This is a genomic window from Agromyces chromiiresistens, assembly GCF_029167465.1.
Taxonomy (GTDB): Bacteria; Actinomycetota; Actinomycetes; order Actinomycetales; family Microbacteriaceae; genus Agromyces; species Agromyces chromiiresistens.
The window spans coordinates 22,140-41,747 of the sequence record NZ_JARFNL010000006.1 but is presented as its reverse complement, the minus strand read 5'-3'; the positions used below and the strand labels follow the sequence as shown (position 1 = coordinate 41,747).

Genomic DNA, 19,608 nt, shown 5'->3' with positions numbered 1-19,608 from the left:
AGAGCAGCACGAACAGCGGGCCGCCGCCGTCGCCGCCGCCGGGTGATCATCGGACTGTCCGCCGCCGCGACCGTCGTCGCGCTCGTCGGCGGCGCCGGCGTCGCCTGGGCCGGCGGCCAGTTCGATCGTTGGCTGCACCCCGAGATCCCCTGCACCGAGCCGGTGGAGCTGACCGTCGCGGCGGACCCGGCGATCGCATCGACCGTCGAGGCGATCGCGGCCGACTACGACGCAGCCGAGGACTCGTGCTCGCGCACCGAGGTGGTCGCGCAGGCTTCGGCCGACACGGCCGCCATGCTCGCCTCGGGCAACGCCTCCGACGTCGACGCCTGGATCCCCGACTCCCCCGTCTGGCTCGTGCGGATGTCGAGCACCGCCCGGTCGCTCGGCCGCCCGGTGCCGGATCTCGCCCTCGAGCGATCGATCGCCTCGAGCCCGGTCGTGTTCGCCGCACGCGCGGACCGGCCCGACGCGGTCGACGGGGAGGACCTCAGCTGGAACGGCCTGCTCAACGACGCGTTCTCGGCGCTGCTGCCCGACCCCGAGGCCTCGTCGGCCAGCCTCAGCGCACTGCAGGCGATGGAACGCCGGGTCGACATCGGGACGACCCGCCAGTTCCAGCAGGCGATGATCGAGCTCAACGACACGATGCCGTCCTCGATCGACGACGCGTTCGCCGCCCTCGACGGCGCCGCCGACGGCACCGTCGTGATCGCGAGCGAGCAGCAGATCGCCCGCCACAACCGGGAGGGCGGCTCGACCCCGCTCGTCGCCCTCTACCCCGCCGACGGCACGCTCGCGCTCAGCTACCCGTTCCTCCGGGTGCTCGACGAATCGGAGCTCGCGAAGAACCTGCCCGCCGCCGACGCCGAGACCGACGAGAGCGCCGACGCCAGAGCCCGGGCGTTGCACGCGCGCGAGCTCGACGCGCTGAAGCTCGCCCTCTGGTCGGCGAAGGACGCGTTCGCCGCCGACGGGTTCCGCGACGGTACCGGCTCGGGCGAGCTCGAACAGGAGGGCGTGCTCGTCGACGCCGTGCCGGTCGACTCGGCCGCCGCCGGCGCGCAGGTCGCGATCCTGCGCACCTGGGGCGTGCTGAGCCTTCGCTCCCGCATCCTCGGCGTCATCGACGTCTCCGGTTCGATGGAGGAGCCGACGGTCACGGGCCTCCGCCGCATCGACCTGCTCACCCAGGCCGCCGCCAAGACGCTCTCGCAGTTCTCGGGCGACGTCGACCTCGGGATGTGGATCTTCTCGACCGCGCGCGCGGGCGATCGCGACTGGGAGCCGCTCGTCCCGATCGACAGTCTCGGCACCGACGACCATCGGGCGCGCATCAACAGCGCGATCGCGTCCCTCCCGGGCCGGCTCGGCGGGGCGACCGGGCTCTACGACACGGTGCTCGCGGCCGTCGCGCAGGTGCGCTCGACCTACGACGCCGATCGCGTGAACTCCGTGCTGCTGCTCACCGACGGCCGCAACGAGGACGAGCACGGCATCTCGCTCGAGACGCTGCTCGAGAAGCTGAAGCAGCTCGACGACCCGTCGAAGCCCGTGCCCGTGGTCATGGTCGGCATCGGGCCCGACACCGACGTGAAGGCCATGCGAGCGATCGCGAAGGCGACGGGCGGCGCCGCCTATTCGGCCGCGAAGCCGCAGGACCTGAGCACCGTGCTCACCGACGCCCTCTCGCAGCGGGCCTGCCGTCCGAACTGCTGAGTCACGCACGTCGAACCCATCGAATGTTGCCGTTCCGACCGGGTGTTGCCGTGCGATGGGCGACGCTCGGCTCGAACGGCCACGCTCGCGACCGTCGTCGGGCGCCCGGCGACGGGCGCCCGGCGACGGGCGACGGGCGACGGGCGACGGCCGTCGGGCGCGGTGGGCCGCGCGCGGCTAACCTGAAGGGGATGGACCACCCGAACGCGCGTCTGCGTCGCGCCCGCCTGCCCCTCGTCGCCGCCTGCGCCGCCGCGCTCGCGATCTCGCTCACCGGCTGCAGCCAGCCCGTGCCGATCGACCCCGCCGACGAGGCGAGCTCGCCCGACTGCGCGGCCGTCGTCGTACGCCTGCCCGACGTGCTCGCGAAGGGCACCGGCGAGGAGCAGGCCGAGCGCGAGACGAACGCCCAGGGCACGGGCGCTTGGGGCTCCCCCGCCTCGGTGCTGCTGCGCTGCGGCGTCGAGCCTCCCGGGCCGACGACCGACCGTTGCGTCACCGTCAACGGCGTCGACTGGATCATCGACGAGACCGACGCCCCGAACTACCGCTTCACCACCTACGGGCGCACCCCGGCGGTCGAGGTGCTCGTGGACAACGACGTCGTCTCGGGCACCACGGCCATCACCGAACTCTCATCCGCCGTCTCGGTCATCCCCTCGGAGACCGAGTGCACGTCGGTCGACGACGCGACCACCGCGCCCGGCACCGACGGCTGAGCCGGAACCGGGGGCCGCACTTCGCGTGCTACCGGGCACCGGTCGCGTGCCCGACCTCGATGAGCTCGGTGATGAGCTCGGGATAGCTGAGGCCCGAGTTCAGCCAGCACGTCGGGAACATCGAGATCGGCGTGAACCCCGGCATGGTGTTGATCTCGTTGACGACGAACCCCTCGCCGGTGAGGAAGACGTCGACGCGGGCGAGGCCCTGGCCGCCGATCGCCTCGAAGGCTCGGCGCGCGACGCGCTGCAGCTCGAACAGCTCGCCGTCGCCGAGGTCGGCCGGGCAGACGAGTTCGACACCCGGCGCGTCCAGGTACTTCGCCTCGAAGTCGTAGAACTCCCGCCCGGTCACGACGATCTCGCCGGCGACGCTGACCTGCGGCGTTCCGTCGCGCCCCTCGAGGACGGCGCACTCGATCTCACGGCCGACGACGCCCGACTCGACGAGCACGGTGCCGTCCTCGGCGAACGCCACGTCCAGGGCCCCGTGCAGCTTCGCCCAGTCGTCGACCTTCGTGACACCGACCGACGAGCCGGCCCGGGCCGGCTTCACGAACACCGGGAGGCCGAGGCTGTGCACCCGGCGATGCCACAGCTCGGGGTCGCGGTCGATCGCCGCGCGCGTCACGGTCACCCACGGCGCGACGGGGATGCCGGCACCCTCGAGCACCGTCTTCGTGAAGTGCTTGTCCATGCCGAGCGACGAGGCGAGCACGCCGTTGCCGACGTAGGGCAGGCCGACGAGCTCGAGGAGGCCCTGGACGGTGCCGTCCTCGCCGAACCGGCCGTGCAGGATCGGGAAGACCACGTCGACGTCGCCGAGCGAGCGCGTGCCCGAGGCATCCGACACGGTGAGCTCGCGCGACGAGGCCGACTCGGGCCAACGCACCCGGGTGCCGTTGTCGACGACCTCGGGCAGGTGGGCCGGATCGAGCGCGAATCGCGCCGGGTCGTCGGCCTCGAGCACGTAGGCGCCGTCGCGCGTGATCCCGACGGGGATCACCTCGAACCGGCTACGGTCGATCGCCCCCAGCACCCCGCCCGCCGTGGCGCAGCTGATCGAATGCTCGCTTGAGCGCCCGCCGAACAGCAGAACCACCGTGAGCTTGTCCATCTTTCGTCCTTTCGCCCTGCGGCTCGTCGTCGGTCGTGAGGTGCGGCGCGATGTCCTTGGGGTCGAGGGTGCCCGCGAGCACCTGTCGCACCTGCTCGACGATGGGCATCTCCACGCCCTTCGCCCGCGCGAGTTCGAGGATCGGCCCGACCGAGGCGAGGCCCTCGGTCGTCTGCTGCATGCGGTTGACCACGTCGTTGAGGTGATAGCCCTGGCCGAGCAACCGCCCGGCCGTGTTGTTGCGCGAGAGGGGCGACTGGCTCGTCGCGATGAGGTCGCCGAGTCCGGCGAGGCCCGACAGCGTCTCGGGGTGGGCGCCGAAGGCGACGGCGAAGTCGCTCATCTCGACGAGGCCGCGCGTGATGATCGACGCTTTCGTGTTGTCGCCGTAGCCGGCACCGTCGACGATGCCGATCGCCACGGCGATGAGGTTCTTCAGCACGCCGCCGAACTCGGTGCCGATGACGTCGGTGTTGACGAACGAGTGGAAGTAGCGGTTGCGCGCGACGCTGGCGACGGCCTGCGCGGTCTCGAGGCTCGTCGACGACACGACGGCGGCCGTCGGCTGCTCCTTCGCGATCTCGAGCGCGAGGTTGGGGCCCGAGATGACGGCGATCTGCGATTCGTCGATGTGCAGCACCTCGGCGATGACCTCGCTCATGCGAAGGCCCGTCGACTTCTCGACGCCCTTCATGAGCGAGACGACCTTCGCCTCGGCGTGCAGGTGCGGCGCGATCGTCTTCAGGTTGTCGCGCAGCGACTGGCTCGGCACCGACACGAACACCTGCTCGGCCCCCGCGAGGGCGAGGTCGAGCCGGCTCGTCGCACGGAGGTTCAGCGGCAGATTGACACCCGGGAGGTAGTCGCTGTTGCGCTTCGCCTCCTGGATCTCGCGGGCCATCTCGGGCCGCCGGGCCCACAGGACGACGTCGGCACCGCCGTCGGCGAGGATCTTCGCGAAGGTCGTGCCCCAGCTGCCGGCGCCCAGCACGGCCACACGAGTGCCGTGCGGCGGCTTCTGTCTACTCTTCAAGGCGCCCCGTCTCCTTCTGGCCGTGGGCGGCCGGGTTCCAGCGCTCGGCGGGTGCGGGCTCGCCGCGCACCTCGGCGAGGAGCTCGGCGATCGCGTCCATGAGCTCGCCGGTCGCCTTCACGAGCATCGCCTGGTCGATGGGCTTGTCGCGGTAGGCGCTGAGGTCGAAGGGCTCGCCGATGATGACGTCGATCGTCTTGCGAGGGAACAGGCTGATCTTCTTGCCGTAGCGGGGCAGCACGGCCTGGGTGCCCCAGTGGGCGGCCGGCACGATCGGGATGCCTCGCTCGAGTGCGATGCGCACCGCGCCGGTCTTGCCGCGCATGGGCCAGAGGTCGGGGTCGCGGGTGAGCGAGCCCTCGGGGTAGACGATGACCATCCGGCCCTTCTCGACGAGCTCCTCGGCGGCACGCAGCGCCTGGTGGCCGTTGCTTCCGGTTCGTTCGACCGGGATCTGGCCCGAGGTGCGCAGGAACCAGCCGAGCACGGGGTTCTTGAAGAGCGACGCCTTCGCGAGGAACCGCGGCGCGCGACCGAGCTTCCAGCTCGCGGCGCCCATCACGACGGGGTCGATCTCGCTGTAGTGGTTCGGCGCGAGCACGAACGCGCCCGAAGCGGGCATGCGCTCTCGATGGTGGAACCGGAAGCGCATGCCGAGGTTGATGATCGGCAGGATGAGGACGGCGAGCACCCAGAAGAACGACGGTCGACGGGTCTCGGACCGCGGTTTGGCAGGGGTGATCGCCTCGGAGGTGTCGTGTGGCACGCCCCTATTATCCTTCGAGTTCGAAATCCGCCCCGAGCAGCTCGAGCTTCGTGATGAAGTCCTCGTACCCGCGGGCGATGATGCCGACGTTCGAGACCGTCGAACGCCCTTCGGCCGTGAGTGCCGCGATCAGGTGGCTGAAACCGCCGCGCAGGTCGGGCACCTCGATGTCGGCGCCGGTGAGGGTCGCAGGGCCGGAGATGACCGCGGAGTGCTTGAAGTTGCGCTGGCCGAAGCGGCAGGGCCGACCGCCGAGGCACTCCTTGTGCACCTCGATCGACGCGCCCATCTCGACGAGGGCGTCGACGAAGCCGAAACGCTGCTCGTAGACCGTCTCGTGCACGATCGAGACGCCCTTGGCCTTCGCGAGGGCGACGACGAGCGGCTGCTGCCAGTCGGTCATGAAGCCGGGGTGCACGTCGGTCTCGATGATCACGGGCTTCAGCTCGCCACCGGGGTGATAGAAGCGGATGCCCTCCTCCTCGATCTCGAAGGCGCCGCCGACCTTGCGGAAGACGTTGAGGAACGTGAGCATCTCGGCCTGTCGGGCACCGCCCACGAAGATGTCCCCGTCGGTCGCGAGTGCCGCGGCCGCCCAGCTCGCAGCCTCGTTGCGGTCGAAGAGCGCGCGGTGCGTGTAGCCGTCGAGCTTGTCGACGCCCTCGATGCGGATGACGCGGTCGGTGTCGACCGTGATGATCGCGCCCATCTTCTGCAGGATGTTGATGAGATCCATGATCTCGGGCTCGATCGCGGCACCCGAGAGTTCGGTGATGCCGTCGGCGAGGACGGCGGTGAGCAGGACCTGCTCGGTCGCGCCGACGCTCGGGTACGGCAGCGACACCTTGGCTCCGTGGAGGCCGCCGGGTGCCGACATGCGGATGCCGCTCGGCAGCTTCTCGACGATGGCACCGAAGTTGCGCAGCACCTCGAGGTGGTAGTCGATCGGCCGGTCGCCGATGCGGCAGCCGCCGAGATCGGGGATGAACGCCTCGCCGAGGCGATGCAGGAGCGGTCCGCAGAACAGGATCGGGATCCGGCTCGAGCCCGCGTGGGCATCGATGTCGGCCATGTGCGCGGTGGCGACGCCCGACGGGTCGAGGATGAGCTCGCCCTCCTCGATGCCGTGCGTGACGCTCACGCCGTGCACCTCGAGCAGCCCCCGCACGATGCGCACGTCGCTGATGTTCGGCACGTTCTTCAACACGCTCGGGGTGTCGCCGAGGATCGCCGCCACCATCGCCTTCGTGACGAGGTTCTTGGCGCCCTTCAACTCGATCCTGCCGCGGAGCGGCTTGCCTCCGTTGATCGTGATCTTGTCGACGTTCAACCCGACTGCCGTTCCATGGTTCTTGGCATCCTGCCCGAGTGTGTTCACAGACTCCCTGATTCCGCCGGCTCCCTGATGGGGAGCGTCTTGGGCCGCCATGCCGCTCGATGTGTCTCGAACTCGGCGATGGCCGCTTCGTCCCGGAGGGTGAGGCCGATGTCGTCCAGGCCCTCCAGAAGCCTCCACCGAGTGTAGTCGTCGATGTCGAACGGCACGGTGAGCGCGCCCGCGCTCACCGTTCGTGCAACGAGATCGACGGTCACCGCTATTCCCGGGTCGGCTTCGACGACCGCCCACAGGCGCTCGATGTCCTCGTAGGCGACCTGGGCGGCGAGCAGGCCCTGCTTGCCCGAGTTGCCGCGGAAGATGTCACCGAACCGCGAGCTGATCACGACGTCGAAACCGTAGTCGCGCAACGCCCAGACGGCGTGCTCTCGGCTCGATCCGGTGCCGAAGTCGGGGCCGGCGATGAGCACCTTCGCGCCCGCGTACTCGGGCCGGTTGAGGATGAACTCGGAGTCCTGGCGCCAGGCGTGGAACAGCGCGTCGTCGAAGCCGGTCTTCGTGACCCGCTTGAGGAAGACCGCGGGGATGATCTGGTCGGTGTCGACGTTCGAGCGGCGCAGCGGCACGGCGACGCCGGTGACGGTCGTGAGCTTCTGCATCAGCGGGCCTCCCCTTCGGTCTGCAGATCCCAGGGGCTCGAGAGCGTGCCCCTGATGGCGGTCGCGGCCGCGACGAGCGGCGAGACGAGGTGCGTTCGGCCGCCCTTGCCCTGCCGGCCCTCGAAGTTGCGGTTCGAGGTCGAGGCGCAACGTTCGCCCGGGGCGAGCTGGTCGGGGTTCATGCCGAGGCACATCGAGCAGCCGGCGAAGCGCCATTCGGCGCCGAACGCCTCGAACACCTTGTCGAGCCCCTCGGCCTCGGCCTCGAGGCGCACGCGTGCCGAGCCGGGCACGACCATCACCCGCACGCCGTCGGCCTTCTGCTTGCCCTCGATGACCGACGCGAACGCGCGCAGGTCTTCGATGCGGCTGTTCGTGCACGAGCCCATGAACACCGCATCGACCTTGATGTCCTTGAGCGGCGTGCCCGGCTCGAGGTCCATGTACTCGAGCGCGCGCTCGGCGGCCGCCCGCTCGTGCTGGTCCGCGATGGCGGCGGGATCGGGCACCGACTCGGAGAGCGACACGCCCTGGCCCGGGTTCGTGCCCCAGGTGACGAACGGCTCGAGCGCGTCGGCGTCGATGAACACCTCGGCGTCGAACTCGGCGCCCTCGTCGGTCGGCAGCGTCTTCCAGTACTCCACGGCCGCATCCCAGTCGGCCCCCTCGGGCGCGTGCGCGCGACCCTTCAGGTACGCGAAGGTGGTCTCGTCGGGGGCAACCATGCCGGCGCGCGCGCCGGCCTCGATCGACATGTTGCAGATCGTCATGCGACCGTCCATCGACAGCTCGCGGATCGCCGAGCCGCGGTACTCGAGCACGTAGCCCTGGCCGCCGCCCGTGCCGATCTTCGCGATGACGGCGAGGATGATGTCCTTCGCGGTCACGCCCGGCCGCAGGGCGCCGTCGACGTTGATCGCCATGGTCTTGAACGGCTTCAGCGGCAGCGTCTGCGTGGCGAGCACGTGCTCGACCTCGCTCGTGCCGATGCCGAACGCCATCGCGCCGAAGGCGCCGTGGGTCGACGTGTGCGAGTCGCCGCAGACGACCGTGATGCCGGGCATCGTGAGGCCGAGCTGGGGCCCCACGACGTGGACGATGCCCTGCTCCTTGTCACCGAGGGAGTGCAGGCGGATGCCGAACTCCTTCGCGTTCCTGCGGAGGGTCTCGATCTGCGTGCGGCTCGTCGGGTCGGCGATGGGCCGGTCGATCTGGAGCGTCGGCGTGTTGTGGTCTTCGGTCGCGATCGTGAGGTCGGGCCGCCGCACCGGGCGCCCGGCCATCCGCAGGCCGTCGAACGCCTGGGGGCTCGTGACCTCGTGCACGAGGTGCAGGTCGATGTAGATGAGGTCGGGGGTGCCGTCTTCGCCCTGCTTGACCAAGTGGTCGGTCCAGACCTTCTCGGCCAGGGTGCGGGGACGTGCGACAGCGTCGTGCGCAGCGTTCATTCGTTCGTCTTCCTTCGAGGATCGGTTTCGGCCGACGACGGACTCCGCGACGGGGACGGCCTCAGATCGAAGCCCCGTCGCGGCGACGAAGGAGAAGTCGTGGCGCGCGCATGCCCATCAGGCTAACACCTCGCCGCCGGCGCTTCGGCCGCGAGCGGACATGTGGCGGTCATCGGGCGTCACGCCGAGGGATCCGCGATCAGCGGTGCGTCCCGGCGCCGTCGACCCGCAGCCCGAACTCGCCGAGGTACAGCGCCGACCCGAGGGGCACCACCGTCGCCTCGCCCGGTGGCAGCTCGCGCACCGGTGCGCCCGGCACCTCGACTCGCACCCCGTTCGTCGACCGGAGATCGGTGACGCGCACGCCCGCCTCGACGGGCTCGACGTACGCATGCGTCTTCGAGACGGTACGGGCGGGATCGTCGACCGCGACGGTGCGAGCGCCGGGCACCGCGGACGGCGCCGGGTCGCGGCCGAGCACGACCGGTTGGTCGATGACGGCTTCGAACCCGGATGCCGCGACGAGACGCCGTGCGGGAGCACCGGGCCGCGGAGGCGGAGCTGCCGGCTCCGCCGCCACCACTGGTGCGGGATGCTGCGGCGGCGCCGGAAGCGGTGTTCCGGGCGCGCCGATGACCGGCCCGCCCGGGGCGAAGGTCGGCAGCGTCCTCGGGACGGCCCGAACCGTGCGATCGGGCGCATGCGGCTGCGGCGCCGAGGGCACGATCCCCGGCGGGGGAACGATGAAGTCCGATTCACCCACCGTCCCAGCCTACCGACGACGACGGATCCGATAGCGACTGATGAATCGCCGGGCTCTGCCGACGGCCGCGGTCACCGCGGCCGTCGCCGCCTCGGCCTCGGTCCAGCGACGGGCGACGACCTCGTCGGACACGGGGCGGCCGTCGAAGACGTCCCGGTCGATCGTGGAGGCGAGCGTCGACAACGGCACGCCTTCGGCCGCGGCATCCGCGCCCTGCATCGCATCGCCGAGCCCCTGCTCGACGACCTGCTGCTCGAGGGCCCTCGCGGACTGCAGGCGCGTCGCTCGCGTCGGCGGCTCGAAGCCGAGCTCTGCGTAGCGGTCGACGAGCTCGTCCCAGGCGGCCGCGGCCTGCCGGTCGTTGGGGCCGGAGCGACGCCGCCGGCGCCGTGCCGCCTTGATCAGCGCCGCGGCGAGCATCGGCAGGAAGACGAGCGCCGCGGGGATCGCGATCGACCCGAGTGCGATCCACACCCATCCCGGAATCTGGAATGGCCGATCCTTGTCGTCGTCGTCCGTGTCGTCGATCTCGACGGTGGCGAGCAGCTCGTCCTCGGTCTGCTCGGCGCGCGGCGGCTGGCGCACCTGCGGCTGCGGCTCCGACTTCGGCTTCGGGGTCTCCTCCTTCGGCACGTCGACCTGGTCGGGCGTGGGGTGGAAGCTCACCCAGCCGATGCCGTCGAACGCGACCTCGACCCACGCGGTGACGTCGTCGCCGACGACCTCCACCTCGTCCTGTCCTTCCGCGACGTCGGGTGCGAACCCCATCACGACGCGCGCCGGATAGCCCAGATCGCGGGCCATGAGCGCCATCGCGGCGGCGTACTGCTCGGCGTCGCCGACCATCTGCGATCGCGTGAAGAGCTCGGTGATGCGATCGGCGCCGTGCCCCGCGCGCGACGCCACCTCGTCGGAGGCGAGGCCGTGGCTCAGGAATCCGTTCGTCTTGAGCGCCTTCTCGATCGCGCGCAGCTGCTCGATCGGGCTCGCGGCGTCGCCGGCGAGCTCGCTCGCCTTGGCCTCGGCCACGTCGGGCGAGTTCTCGACGATCGGCAGGGTGAGGTCGGCGACGGGCACGTCGAGCATGTCGTCGGTGTCGGGCTCGCGCTGCACGTTCGCCGTGAGCTCGTACCGGGTGCCCTCGCCGATGCCGCTCGTGAGCACGGCGGTGCCCGCGTCGGGGTTGTAGCGCAGGTCGCTCGCGCGGGCGGCGCTGGCGGCATCCTGCAAGTGCAGGCTGCTGCCGTAACCGACGGTCGGGAGCCAGACGTCGGAGTAGGCGCCGACCTCGATCTCGACGTCGCGCTTCGAGCCGAGGTCGGCGAGTCCGGGCTCGGGCAGCGACTCGCCCACGATGCCGTACCCCGCGTCGGACCCGGCGTCCTCGGGACCGGCGACGTTCCAGAGGCGGCCGGTGTAGGAGTCCATCGTGGCCAGCCGCAGGGTGTCGCCCGGTTGGAGGCCGCGCACCGTGAACAGCGTCTCCTCGGCGAGGTCCTTCGTGTACTTGCGGAATCCCGACAGCGGGCTCGGGAACTCGAGCGGGTCGAAGGGCGGCACGACCTCGTCGCGCAGCACGAAGCGCTCGGGACTCACCGGTGCGAACGCGACGCCCGCAATCGCGCCGATGGCGACGGCTCCGGCGACGACCGCGCTCGTGCCGGTGATCTTCTGCCGGCGCAGGCGCTTCGCCCCCTCTCCCGTCGCCTCGACGGTCGTCCCGCGGTGCCACGCGATCCAGACCAGGGCGATGACCGCGAAGGCGACGCCGCGGACACCCGCGAAGTACGGCTCGTCGGTGCCGAGCAGGATGCCGGAGAGGTAGAGGAGGGCTGGGCCGATGACGAGCACGCTCGCACGCAGTGCGGTTCGACGCTTGGGCAGCCATCGGGTCGCGAGCATCGTGCCGACGAGCGAGACGAGCCAGGCGGCGAAGTAGGGCAGCGCCGCGATGTAGTACGGCGCCTCGACCGGTGTGCCGATCGTGACGATGTCGGCCCAGCCGAAGACGGCCCCGTAGGCGAGCCCGGCGAGCGACGTGAGCGAGGGCAGCACGGCGAAGAGTCCGGTCTCGGGCATCGTGAACGGCGTGCCGAGGATGAAGTAGGCGGCGACGGCGACGAGCACGGTCGTGAGCACGCCGAGCCGCCAGACCGCGCCGGCGACGGCCGCGAGGGTGCCGACGACGAGCCCGGCGATCGCCGCGACGAGGAAGTTGAGGTCGCCGAAGCTCGTCTCGTAGCCGACGATGCCGAGCAGTGACAGGAGGCTCAGGACGAGCAGGTCGCTGACGACGTTGCGGGGCAGGCGTCTCATGGGCGCACCCTCCGCATCAGCCGAGGAAGGTCGGCGAGCTCGCCGATGGTTGCGACGGTCATGCCCGCGATCTTCGTGAGCGAGCTCGGCGCGCCGAGGTCGATGCGCACGGCGACCGTCTGGGTGTCGTTGCCGAACACCGTCTCGACGGCGCGGAACTCGGCGAGCGGGAGCTGCGAACCGCCGACCGCGATCACGACGCTCGGGGCCGGCAGGCGCTTCGTCGCCTCGCGCACGAAGTCACGCATCGTCGGGTAGGCGCGGTCGACCGGATCGATGCGGCACGAGTCATCCAGCAAGGTCGTCGGCGTCGCCGTGCGCAGGGAGACCCGTTCGGTCGCGACCGAGAGCCGCGTCTTGTCGCGGATGACCTGCACGCCGATCGAGGCGAGCACCGACACCCCGAGCTCGAACTCGTCCTCGGATGCGTAGTGCGCCCGCTCGGTCGACTGCAGGAGCGCGAGCTGCGAACGACGCGTCTCCTCGTACTGGCGGACCATGAGCTGTCCGGTGCGGGCCGACGTGCGCCAGTGCACGTTGCGCAGCGGGTCGCCCGGCTCGTAGGCGCGCAGGGCGTGGAACGAGATGTCGTTGTTCGTGATGACCTTCGTGATCTCGCCCTCGAGGTCGCGGACGAGGCCCGCGGCCGACGGCAGCAGGCGCGCGGTCACCGGGTGCACGAAGAGTTCGACCGGGTCGGTCCAGCGCACCGTCCGGCGCAGCATGCCGAGCTGGTCGCCGCGGACGGAGACCGCAGGGCCGGCGACGATCACGGCGCGGCGGTTCGTCGGCACGGCGAAGAGCTCTTCGTGCTCCTCGCCCGGTGCCAGCTGCGGCACGACGAACTCGGCGAGCCCGGCGCCGACCGGGAGCTCGATGCGCGCGGGCGCCGACGGCGCGCCGCCCGCGTTGCGGACGGCGAGCCGTCCGAGTGCGCGTTCACCGGCGACGACTCGGGCGGGCTGCAGCTCGATGCCGACGTCGAAGTGCATACGACCGAACACGAACGCGATCGAGACGAGCACCGCCGCGAGCAGGGTGAACCCGAGGAACGCGAACTCGATCCAGCCGAAGGCCCACGCGAGCACGAGCGAGACGACGGCGGCGGCGAGCACGAGCCATCCCGTCGTCGAGATCACGCCCGTGACCGGCTCGCAGAAGGCGGCCACCGCGCGCGCCGCGCGCACGACGGCGCGCCGAGCCGCCGTCAGCGACGTCCCGAGCGAACGCGAGACCGTCCTGAGTGCGATGCGTGTCTGCGAGGGCGCCTGCGCCTGGGCCTCCCGCGTGCCGGCCGGTACGCTCATGCCGCCCGGTACGCCGGCGGAGCGACCTCGACCAGGACCCTGTTCACGATGTCCGTCGCGGTCACGCCCGCGAACTCCGACTCGGGATCCACGATGATGCGATGGGCCAGCACCGGCACGGCCAGGTCGCGCACGTCATCGGGCGTGGCGAACGTGCGGCCACGCGAGATCGCTCGCGTCTTCACCGCCCGTGCGAGGGCCAGTGCGCCGCGCATGCTCACGCCCAAGGCCGAATCCCGGTCGTCCCGGGTCGCCGCGACGAGCTCGTTCAGGTACGACAGCACGGCCGCGTCGACGTACACGTCGCTCGCGAGCGCGGACATCGTGGTGATCGACTCGGGGGCGATGATCGGCGACACCTTCGACGCCCGCGCACGGTTCGCCGAGTCGAGCAGCAACGTCACGGCGGTGTCGTGGTCGGGGTACCCGAGCGAGGTCTTGATCAGGAACCGGTCGAGCTGCGCCTCGGGCAGCGAGTACGTGCCGGCCTGCTCGACCGGGTTCTGCGTCGCGATCACCATGAAGGGCGACCCCACCTCGTACGAGACGCCGTCGACCGTGACCCGGCCCTCCTCCATCACCTCAAGGAGGGACGACTGCGTCTTCGGGCTCGCCCGGTTGATCTCGTCGGCCAGCACGATCGAGGCGAAGATGGGGCCACGATGGAACTCGAACTGCCCCTTGCCCTGGTCGTAGATCGTGACGCCGGTGACGTCCGACGGCAGCAGGTCGGGCGTGAACTGGATGCGCGAGTTCGTGCCGTCGAGGGTGTTCGCGAGGGCCTTCGCGAGCACCGTCTTGCCCGTGCCGGGGAAGTCCTCGAGCAGGACGTGCCCGTCGGAGAGCAGTGCCGTCACGACGAGCTCGATGACCTCGCGCTTGCCGAGGATGGCGCGGTCGACGTTGTCGACGAGCTTCGAGAACGCGTCCTGGAACCACAGGGCCTGTTCTTGGGTCACTGACATGCGGGTTTCGTCTCTCTCTTGCTTCGTTGCCGTCGGGTCACACGCGTCACCACGTGTTGTACGGGATGCTGTTCCACTGGCTGCCGCTGATCGCGCCGAGGGTCTTCGAGGTGCCGCCGCTGACGTTCTCGAAGCGCACCGCGATCGTCTCGCCCGCGGCACGCCGGCCGAGGTGGTTCTGCAGCTCGAGTCGGCCGTCCGCGCCGACGTCGTAGGTCCCCTTGTAGTTGCCCCACGAGCCGTTGACGGTCACGTACACCTGGTAGCGGCCCGGGTCCATGTTGCTCCAGCTGATGCGCACGTTGGCGCAACCGCTGCCGCCGCTGTCGCAGGCGCGGCTCCCGCCCTTGCCGATCGAGCCCGAAGCCTGGGGCGGCGGACGGTTCTCGACGCTGAACCTGATGGAGTTCGCGGGGCCCTCCTTGCCGCTGCCGTTGTTCCTCGCCTTGACGTCGACCGTGTGGCTGCCGGCGCCGAGGTTGCCGAACGTGTGGGATTGCGCGGTCGACCAATCCGACCAGCCGCCGCCGTCGATGCGCCACGAGTACTGCACGCCTCCGCCACCCGTGTCGGCGGGCGGATCCCACGCGACCGTGACGTCGGCGGGCGCGTAGCCGATGCCGCCCGTGCGCAGGTTCGTAGGCTGGGTCGGCGTGCCGTACGGCGTCTGGGTCATGCTGTTCGACGCGTCGGACGTGCCCTTCGCGTTGACCGCGCGCACGGTGAACGTGTACGCCGCACCGTTGCGGAGGCCGTCGATCGTCTGCGGCGTGCCGGCTGCGGCTTCGCCGAACTCCCTCGAGCCGCCGTCGTAGCTCACGATGTAGCCCGTGATCGGCGAGTTGTTCGTGGCGTTGGCGCGCCATGTCACCTGGATGTTGCCGTCTCCGCTCGTCGCGGCGGTGAGCGTCGGCGGGTCGGGCCGATCCCTGACGATCACGGTGACGCGTCCCTGCACCTCGCGCGCCGGGTCCATCGTGGCGTCGCCGATGCGGTAGATGACGCTGAGCTCGCCCGTGAACGATGCACCGGTGCGCACCGTGATGTCGGACTCGGTGTGGCTCACCGACGCGTTCGAGCCCACGCTCGCCGAGTCGATCTCGGCTGCGACGACGCGCAGCTTCTCGCCCTCCGCGTTGAACGGGTTGAAGTCGTTCTCGAGGACGTCGACGAGCTTCGAGTCGCTGCGCACCATCTCGATCGGACCGTCGTCCTTGGCGATGGGCTTCGCGCGCGTCGAGGAGACGACCTTCACGTCGACATAGCCCGGAACCGTGAACGACTCGAACTTGAGGTCGAAGGTCAGGCGGGTCGAGGTGCCCGGCTGCACGCCGAGCTCCGACGAGACCTTCAGCGTTCCGCCGTCGATCGACGCCTGGATCTCGTCCGTCGTCCCGGACAGGTTCGTGTACTCGACGCGCTCGATGTTGTCGGGATTCGGCTGGTAGGTCGACGAGCGCAGGTCGACGTCGAGCGGCGCCTCACCGGCCTCGATCGTCTCGGTGCGCGGCGTGAACGTCGGCGGGGTGTCGTTGAAGTTCGGATCGCCGACCGTGATGGGAATGGTGAGGATCGCGACGCGGCCGATGGGGTCGGTCGCGCTCTTGCCGTCGGTCACCTGGAACGTCACGGCGGCAGAGCCCCGGTAATCCTGCTCGGGCACGTACTGCAGCGTCTGGCCGTCGACCATGGGCGCCTCGCCCGCGTTCGTCGCCGACGCCGTGAGGATGAGCGGCGGCTGGCCGGAGGGCACCACGACGATGTCGTCGACGTCCCAGGTGATGCTGCCGTTCATCGGCACGACGACCGGCTCCATGTCGGCGAGGTGCGGTGCGGGGAACTTCGCCTTCTCTTCGGCGGCGAGCTCTTCGGGGGTCTTCGGCCGCTGGGTCTCCTCGACGACGGGCTCCTCGTCTCCGCCGGGGATCGGCGGCACGATGACGAACGCCATCGCATCGAGTTCGTCGAGCTCGTTGGTCAGTCGATAGGCGACCGCGAACCGATCGCGGCCCGGCTTCACGTCGATGCTGCCGTCGGAGAGCACCTCGGCGCGATCGGCGTTGGGGCCCTCGACGCTCACCTTGAGGTCCTCGACGAGTCCTCCGGGGTTCGTCGCATCGTTGAGCGGGCGAACGTTGACCTTGTCGACGTCGACGACCTCTTCGGGTTCGATGACCTGGTCCTCGGCGGTGGGCGGCGGGATCACGGCGTCCTTCGAGACCGCGATCTGCAGGAAGGCGGCATCGGCGCCGCCGTGACCGTTCGAGATCTCGTACCGCACGGTGTAGGCGCCCTCGGTCTCGGGGGCCGTCACGACGACGCGCCGCCGGTCGCGGACCTCGGCCTCGATGCCCTCGTCGACGTCGGGGAGCCCCGCGACGCGCAGCTGGTAGCCGGACGGGTCGGAGTCGTTGAGCAGCACCTCGACGCCGACGGTGCGGCCGGGCTTCATCTCGATCGTGTCGTCGACCGCCTTCGGCGGCAGCTGCACCGCCGGCCGCGGGATGACGCCGATGCGCACGGTGCCCTTCGATTTCGCGCCCTGCGTGTCTTCGACCTCGTACTGGAAGGTGTCGGTGCCCGCGGATCCGGTCAACGCCTCGTAGGTGATCGACGTGCTCGTGCGCTCGAGGATGCGCCCGAGCGACGGCGCCGAGGCGATGCCCGTCAGCGTCACCGAATCGCCGTCGGGGTCGATGCCGTCGAGCGGGACGTCGATCTTGACCGCCGAACCCTCGAAGGTGCGCGAGGTGAGCGGCGTCGGAAGCGGCGCACGGTTGTTCGCGGGGTCGGGACCGACCACCGTGAAGTGCACCGTCGCGCGCGCGGTCTGCTCGAAGTCGTCTCCGACCGTGTAGACCGCGCTGTAGACGCCCGGCGTCTTCGGAGCCTGGAACCGCACCTCGTCGCCGTTGACGAACGCGAGGCCGCCCTCGGCGTCGACCTTCGACAGCTCGGGCAGCACGTGGATCGCCGCGGCGTCGGGGTGGTAGTCGTTGCGCAGCACGGGGACGGTGACGATGTCGCCCGCGCGCACGTTCACGCTGTCGTCGGCCGCGACGGGCGGTTGGTGCTTGACGAGCGGCGGCACGGGCACGACGGCGACGCTCGCGGTCGCGGTGTTCACGCCGTCGGAGATCGTGTACTCGAACTCGAGCTGGCGGTCGATCGCCTCGGAGGCCGTGACGCGTGCGACCGTGTTCGTCAGGATCTCGACGGAGACGAGGTCGTCGGTCGCCGAGTCGTCGACGGACTGCACGGCGAGCACCCGGCCCGACGGCGAGACGTCGTTCGCGAGGAGCGGCACTGTGGTCGGCTCGCCCGGCCGGAGGTAGGCCGTGTCCTTCACGGCGATGGGCTTCGGCTCGTCGTCGGGCGTCTCGGCGACCTGCACGCGGATGAGGCCGACGCTCACGGCGGTGTCGGCGGCGAGGTCGTAGAGGAAGACGTACTCGCCCGGCTCGTCGGCCGAGAACGTGATGGTGCCGCGTTCGAGGTTCGGGGTGACCGTCGCACCGTCGGGCACCTCCTCGACGCCGGCGAGCGACAGCGGGGCGCCCGAGGGCGTCAGGTCGTTCGCGAGCGGCTCGATCGCGACCGCCTCGCCGACGAAGACCTGCGCGAAGTCGGGCGTGCCGACCGGGTTGAGGGTGCCGGTGGGCTTCACTTCGACCTCGAGGGTGCCGGCGGACTCGGTCTGCCCGTCGGAGACGACGTACTGCACCTCCTTCGTGCCGAGCTCGCCCGAGCGGTGCCCGAAGGTGACCTGGCCGTCGGGGCTGAACCGCACGGAGTCGCCGCTCGTCGGCGACGCGTTCACGAGGTACACGTCGTCGCCGTCGGGGTCGTTCCAGTCGGCCAGCACGTTGTACGAGATCTGCCGGTTCTGCTCGACGCTCGTCGCCGCGGTGCGCATCGACACGGGCGCCTCGTTCTCGCTCTCGGGCGTGATGCGCACGTTCACGGATGCCTCGGCGACGCCCCCGCGTCCGTCGTCGACGGAGTACCGGAACGAGGCGGTGCCCGCCGCACCGTCATCGGGGGTGAACTGGAGCGCTCGCCCGCCGTCGATGAGTTCAAGTCGGCCCTGCGCACCGCTCACGGCCGGCAGTTCGGCCACGGTGAGCACGTCGCCGTCGGGGTCGGTGTCGTTCTCGAGCACCTCGAGGATCGTCGTGCGTTCTGGCCGTACGCCGAACTCGTCGTCGCGCGCGACCGGAGGACGGTTGACGGGCCCCCGTTCCGCGAGCGTGTCCTCGAAGTTCTGGCGGGAGCTCTTCTCCTCGCCCTCCTCGTCGTCCGACTCCTCGGGCGGGGTGACCTCCTCCCAGTTGTCGACGAGTCGGAGGTCGGAGTCGACCAGCCAGGCGTTGCCGTTCGAGAGGTTGTTGAGCACGATGACGTTGCGGTTGACGCGGAACTCGAGCCGCCCGCCCGCCGTCTTCTGCTCGATCTCCTGCGACCGGGGGTCCTCGCCGTCGCAGGCGGCGAGGTAGCTCGCCGAATTCGCCCAGGCGCCGTGCGCGCAGCCGTTGAGCCAGACCGGTGCCGCGACCTGCGACGCCTTCTCGGCTTCGACTTCGCCACCGCTCGGGATGACGCGGACCTCTCCCCCGGCGAGCGGTGCCTCGAGCAGTGCACCCGCGCTCGCGACGAGGGCGACGTCGTGCTCGGCGCCGGACTGCTGCAGTCGCAGGCCCTGCTCGGGCAGGTCGACGGCGACGTCGCCCGAGATCAGGCGGTTCTGGTCTTCGTCGAGGATGACGGCGCGCTCGCCCACGGCGGCGAGCTGGTGCTCGCCGAGCTTCGGCGTGCTGCGCTTCTGCGGGTCGGCGCCCACGGCGATCGTGTACAGCGCCTTCTTGCCCGGTCGGGTCGCGAAGACGGTGCCTTCGCTCGAGACGGCGACCCTGGCCCCCTCGCCGAGCTTCAGGAGCGGGTCGGTGCCGGCGGCGTCGAAGGAGAGCGCGGACCCGGCCTGCACCGTCCACAGCTCGCCCTTCGGCGAGAGCACCGCGATGACCTCGCCGCCGTAGGCGACCTGCGAGCCCGGGGGCACGTCGATGCGTTCGGTGAGCGTGGTGAACGAGGGATCGATGCGCTCGATCGAGCCGATGCTGCGGTCGTAGAGGAACGCGTCGTCGCCGTTCTGCAGGACGTCGAACTCGTTCGTTGCCGTGTTGACGGCCGCGTCGAGCTCGCCGATCGGCCGGTTGAGGCGGCCGGCGAGCAGATCGTGCTCGTTGAGGACCCAGACGTCTCGCGCGTCGAGGTCGGGGTCGGTCACGGGGAAACCCTGGTAAAGCACCGCGAAGGTCAGCGGTACCCCCGCGATGAGCGTGAGTGCGAGCGTCGTCGCCGTCGCCTTGCGCGTGCGCACCCAGGACGTGAAGGATCCCACCACTTCTCCCCTGATGCACCACGAATCGGATCGGGCCGATCGGCCCCCACAACGGGGTA

Annotated in this window: 13 protein-coding genes; 2 read left to right on the top strand and 11 right to left on the bottom strand. The window is 70.6% G+C overall.

What is annotated here, in order from left to right:
* Positions 1–42: 42 nt before the first annotated feature.
* Both PX701_RS15450 and PX701_RS15445 read left to right on the top strand, forming a co-directional pair.
* Complete coding sequence (locus PX701_RS15450) at positions 43–1,719, top strand: substrate-binding and VWA domain-containing protein (protein WP_231430717.1); 1,677 nt, start codon at positions 43–45, stop codon at positions 1,717–1,719.
* A gap of 191 nt (positions 1,720–1,910) precedes the next feature.
* On the top strand, positions 1,911–2,438 hold the full coding sequence (locus PX701_RS15445; RefSeq protein ID WP_231430716.1) for a DUF3515 domain-containing protein: 528 nt from the start codon (positions 1,911–1,913) through the stop codon (positions 2,436–2,438).
* Between the two features lie 28 nt (positions 2,439–2,466).
* On the opposite strand, the gene PX701_RS15440 is transcribed toward PX701_RS15445, so the two are convergent.
* The 11 genes from PX701_RS15440 to PX701_RS15390 form a co-directional block, all read right to left on the bottom strand.
* Entirely contained in the window at positions 2,467–3,555 is a 1,089-nt protein-coding gene (locus PX701_RS15440; protein WP_275506830.1) for a D-alanine--D-alanine ligase family protein, read from the bottom strand.
* A complete protein-coding gene (locus tag PX701_RS15435; protein WP_231430714.1) occupies positions 3,455–4,588 on the bottom strand; it encodes an NAD(P)H-dependent glycerol-3-phosphate dehydrogenase in 1,134 nt (377 codons plus the stop codon). Before PX701_RS15435 ends, PX701_RS15440 begins: the two co-directional genes overlap by 101 nt.
* Positions 4,578–5,354 (bottom strand): lysophospholipid acyltransferase family protein, encoded by a 777-nt coding sequence (locus tag PX701_RS15430; RefSeq protein ID WP_231430713.1) that lies wholly within the window; start codon positions 5,352–5,354, stop codon positions 4,578–4,580. The genes PX701_RS15435 and PX701_RS15430 overlap by 11 nt, the downstream gene beginning before the upstream one ends.
* A gap of 7 nt (positions 5,355–5,361) precedes the next feature.
* Positions 5,362–6,732 (bottom strand): UDP-N-acetylglucosamine 1-carboxyvinyltransferase, encoded by a 1,371-nt coding sequence (gene murA, locus PX701_RS15425; RefSeq protein WP_231430712.1) that lies wholly within the window; start codon positions 6,730–6,732, stop codon positions 5,362–5,364.
* Positions 6,729–7,349 (bottom strand): 3-isopropylmalate dehydratase small subunit, encoded by a 621-nt coding sequence (gene leuD, locus PX701_RS15420; protein WP_275506829.1) that lies wholly within the window; start codon positions 7,347–7,349, stop codon positions 6,729–6,731. The genes murA and leuD overlap by 4 nt, the downstream gene beginning before the upstream one ends.
* Complete coding sequence (gene leuC, locus PX701_RS15415; protein WP_275506828.1) at positions 7,349–8,797, bottom strand: 3-isopropylmalate dehydratase large subunit; 1,449 nt, start codon at positions 8,795–8,797, stop codon at positions 7,349–7,351. Before leuC ends, leuD begins: the two co-directional genes overlap by 1 nt.
* A 199-nt stretch (positions 8,798–8,996) precedes the next feature.
* Positions 8,997–9,560, bottom strand: a complete 564-nt coding sequence (locus tag PX701_RS15410) for an FHA domain-containing protein (RefSeq protein ID WP_275506827.1) — start codon at positions 9,558–9,560, stop codon at positions 8,997–8,999.
* Positions 9,561–9,569: 9 nt separating this feature from the next.
* On the bottom strand, positions 9,570–11,876 hold the full coding sequence (locus tag PX701_RS15405; protein ID WP_275506826.1) for a transglutaminase TgpA family protein: 2,307 nt from the start codon (positions 11,874–11,876) through the stop codon (positions 9,570–9,572).
* Complete coding sequence (locus tag PX701_RS15400) at positions 11,873–13,183, bottom strand: DUF58 domain-containing protein (protein ID WP_231430707.1); 1,311 nt, start codon at positions 13,181–13,183, stop codon at positions 11,873–11,875. The genes PX701_RS15405 and PX701_RS15400 overlap by 4 nt, the downstream gene beginning before the upstream one ends.
* A complete protein-coding gene (locus PX701_RS15395) occupies positions 13,180–14,148 on the bottom strand; it encodes an AAA family ATPase (protein WP_231430706.1) in 969 nt (322 codons plus the stop codon). The genes PX701_RS15400 and PX701_RS15395 overlap by 4 nt, the downstream gene beginning before the upstream one ends.
* A 46-nt stretch (positions 14,149–14,194) precedes the next feature.
* Positions 14,195–19,549 carry an Ig-like domain-containing protein gene (locus PX701_RS15390; RefSeq protein WP_275506825.1) on the bottom strand — a complete coding sequence of 1,785 codons (5,355 nt, stop codon included), beginning with the start codon at positions 19,547–19,549 and terminating at the stop codon, positions 14,195–14,197.
* Positions 19,550–19,608 lie beyond the last annotated feature (59 nt).

Coding starts and splice junctions, on each gene's coding strand:
- PX701_RS15395 (WP_231430706.1), bottom strand. CDS start 14,148: ATGTCAGTGACCCAAGAACAGGCCCTGTGGTTCCAGGACGCGTTCTCG.
- PX701_RS15445 (WP_231430716.1), top strand. CDS start 1,911: ATGGACCACCCGAACGCGCGTCTGCGTCGCGCCCGCCTGCCCCTCGTC.
- leuD (WP_275506829.1), bottom strand. CDS start 7,349: ATGCAGAAGCTCACGACCGTCACCGGCGTCGCCGTGCCGCTGCGCCGC.
- PX701_RS15400 (WP_231430707.1), bottom strand. CDS start 13,183: ATGAGCGTACCGGCCGGCACGCGGGAGGCCCAGGCGCAGGCGCCCTCG.
- PX701_RS15405 (WP_275506826.1), bottom strand. CDS start 11,876: ATGAGACGCCTGCCCCGCAACGTCGTCAGCGACCTGCTCGTCCTGAGC.
- leuC (WP_275506828.1), bottom strand. CDS start 8,797: ATGAACGCTGCGCACGACGCTGTCGCACGTCCCCGCACCCTGGCCGAG.
- PX701_RS15440 (WP_275506830.1), bottom strand. CDS start 3,555: ATGGACAAGCTCACGGTGGTTCTGCTGTTCGGCGGGCGCTCAAGCGAG.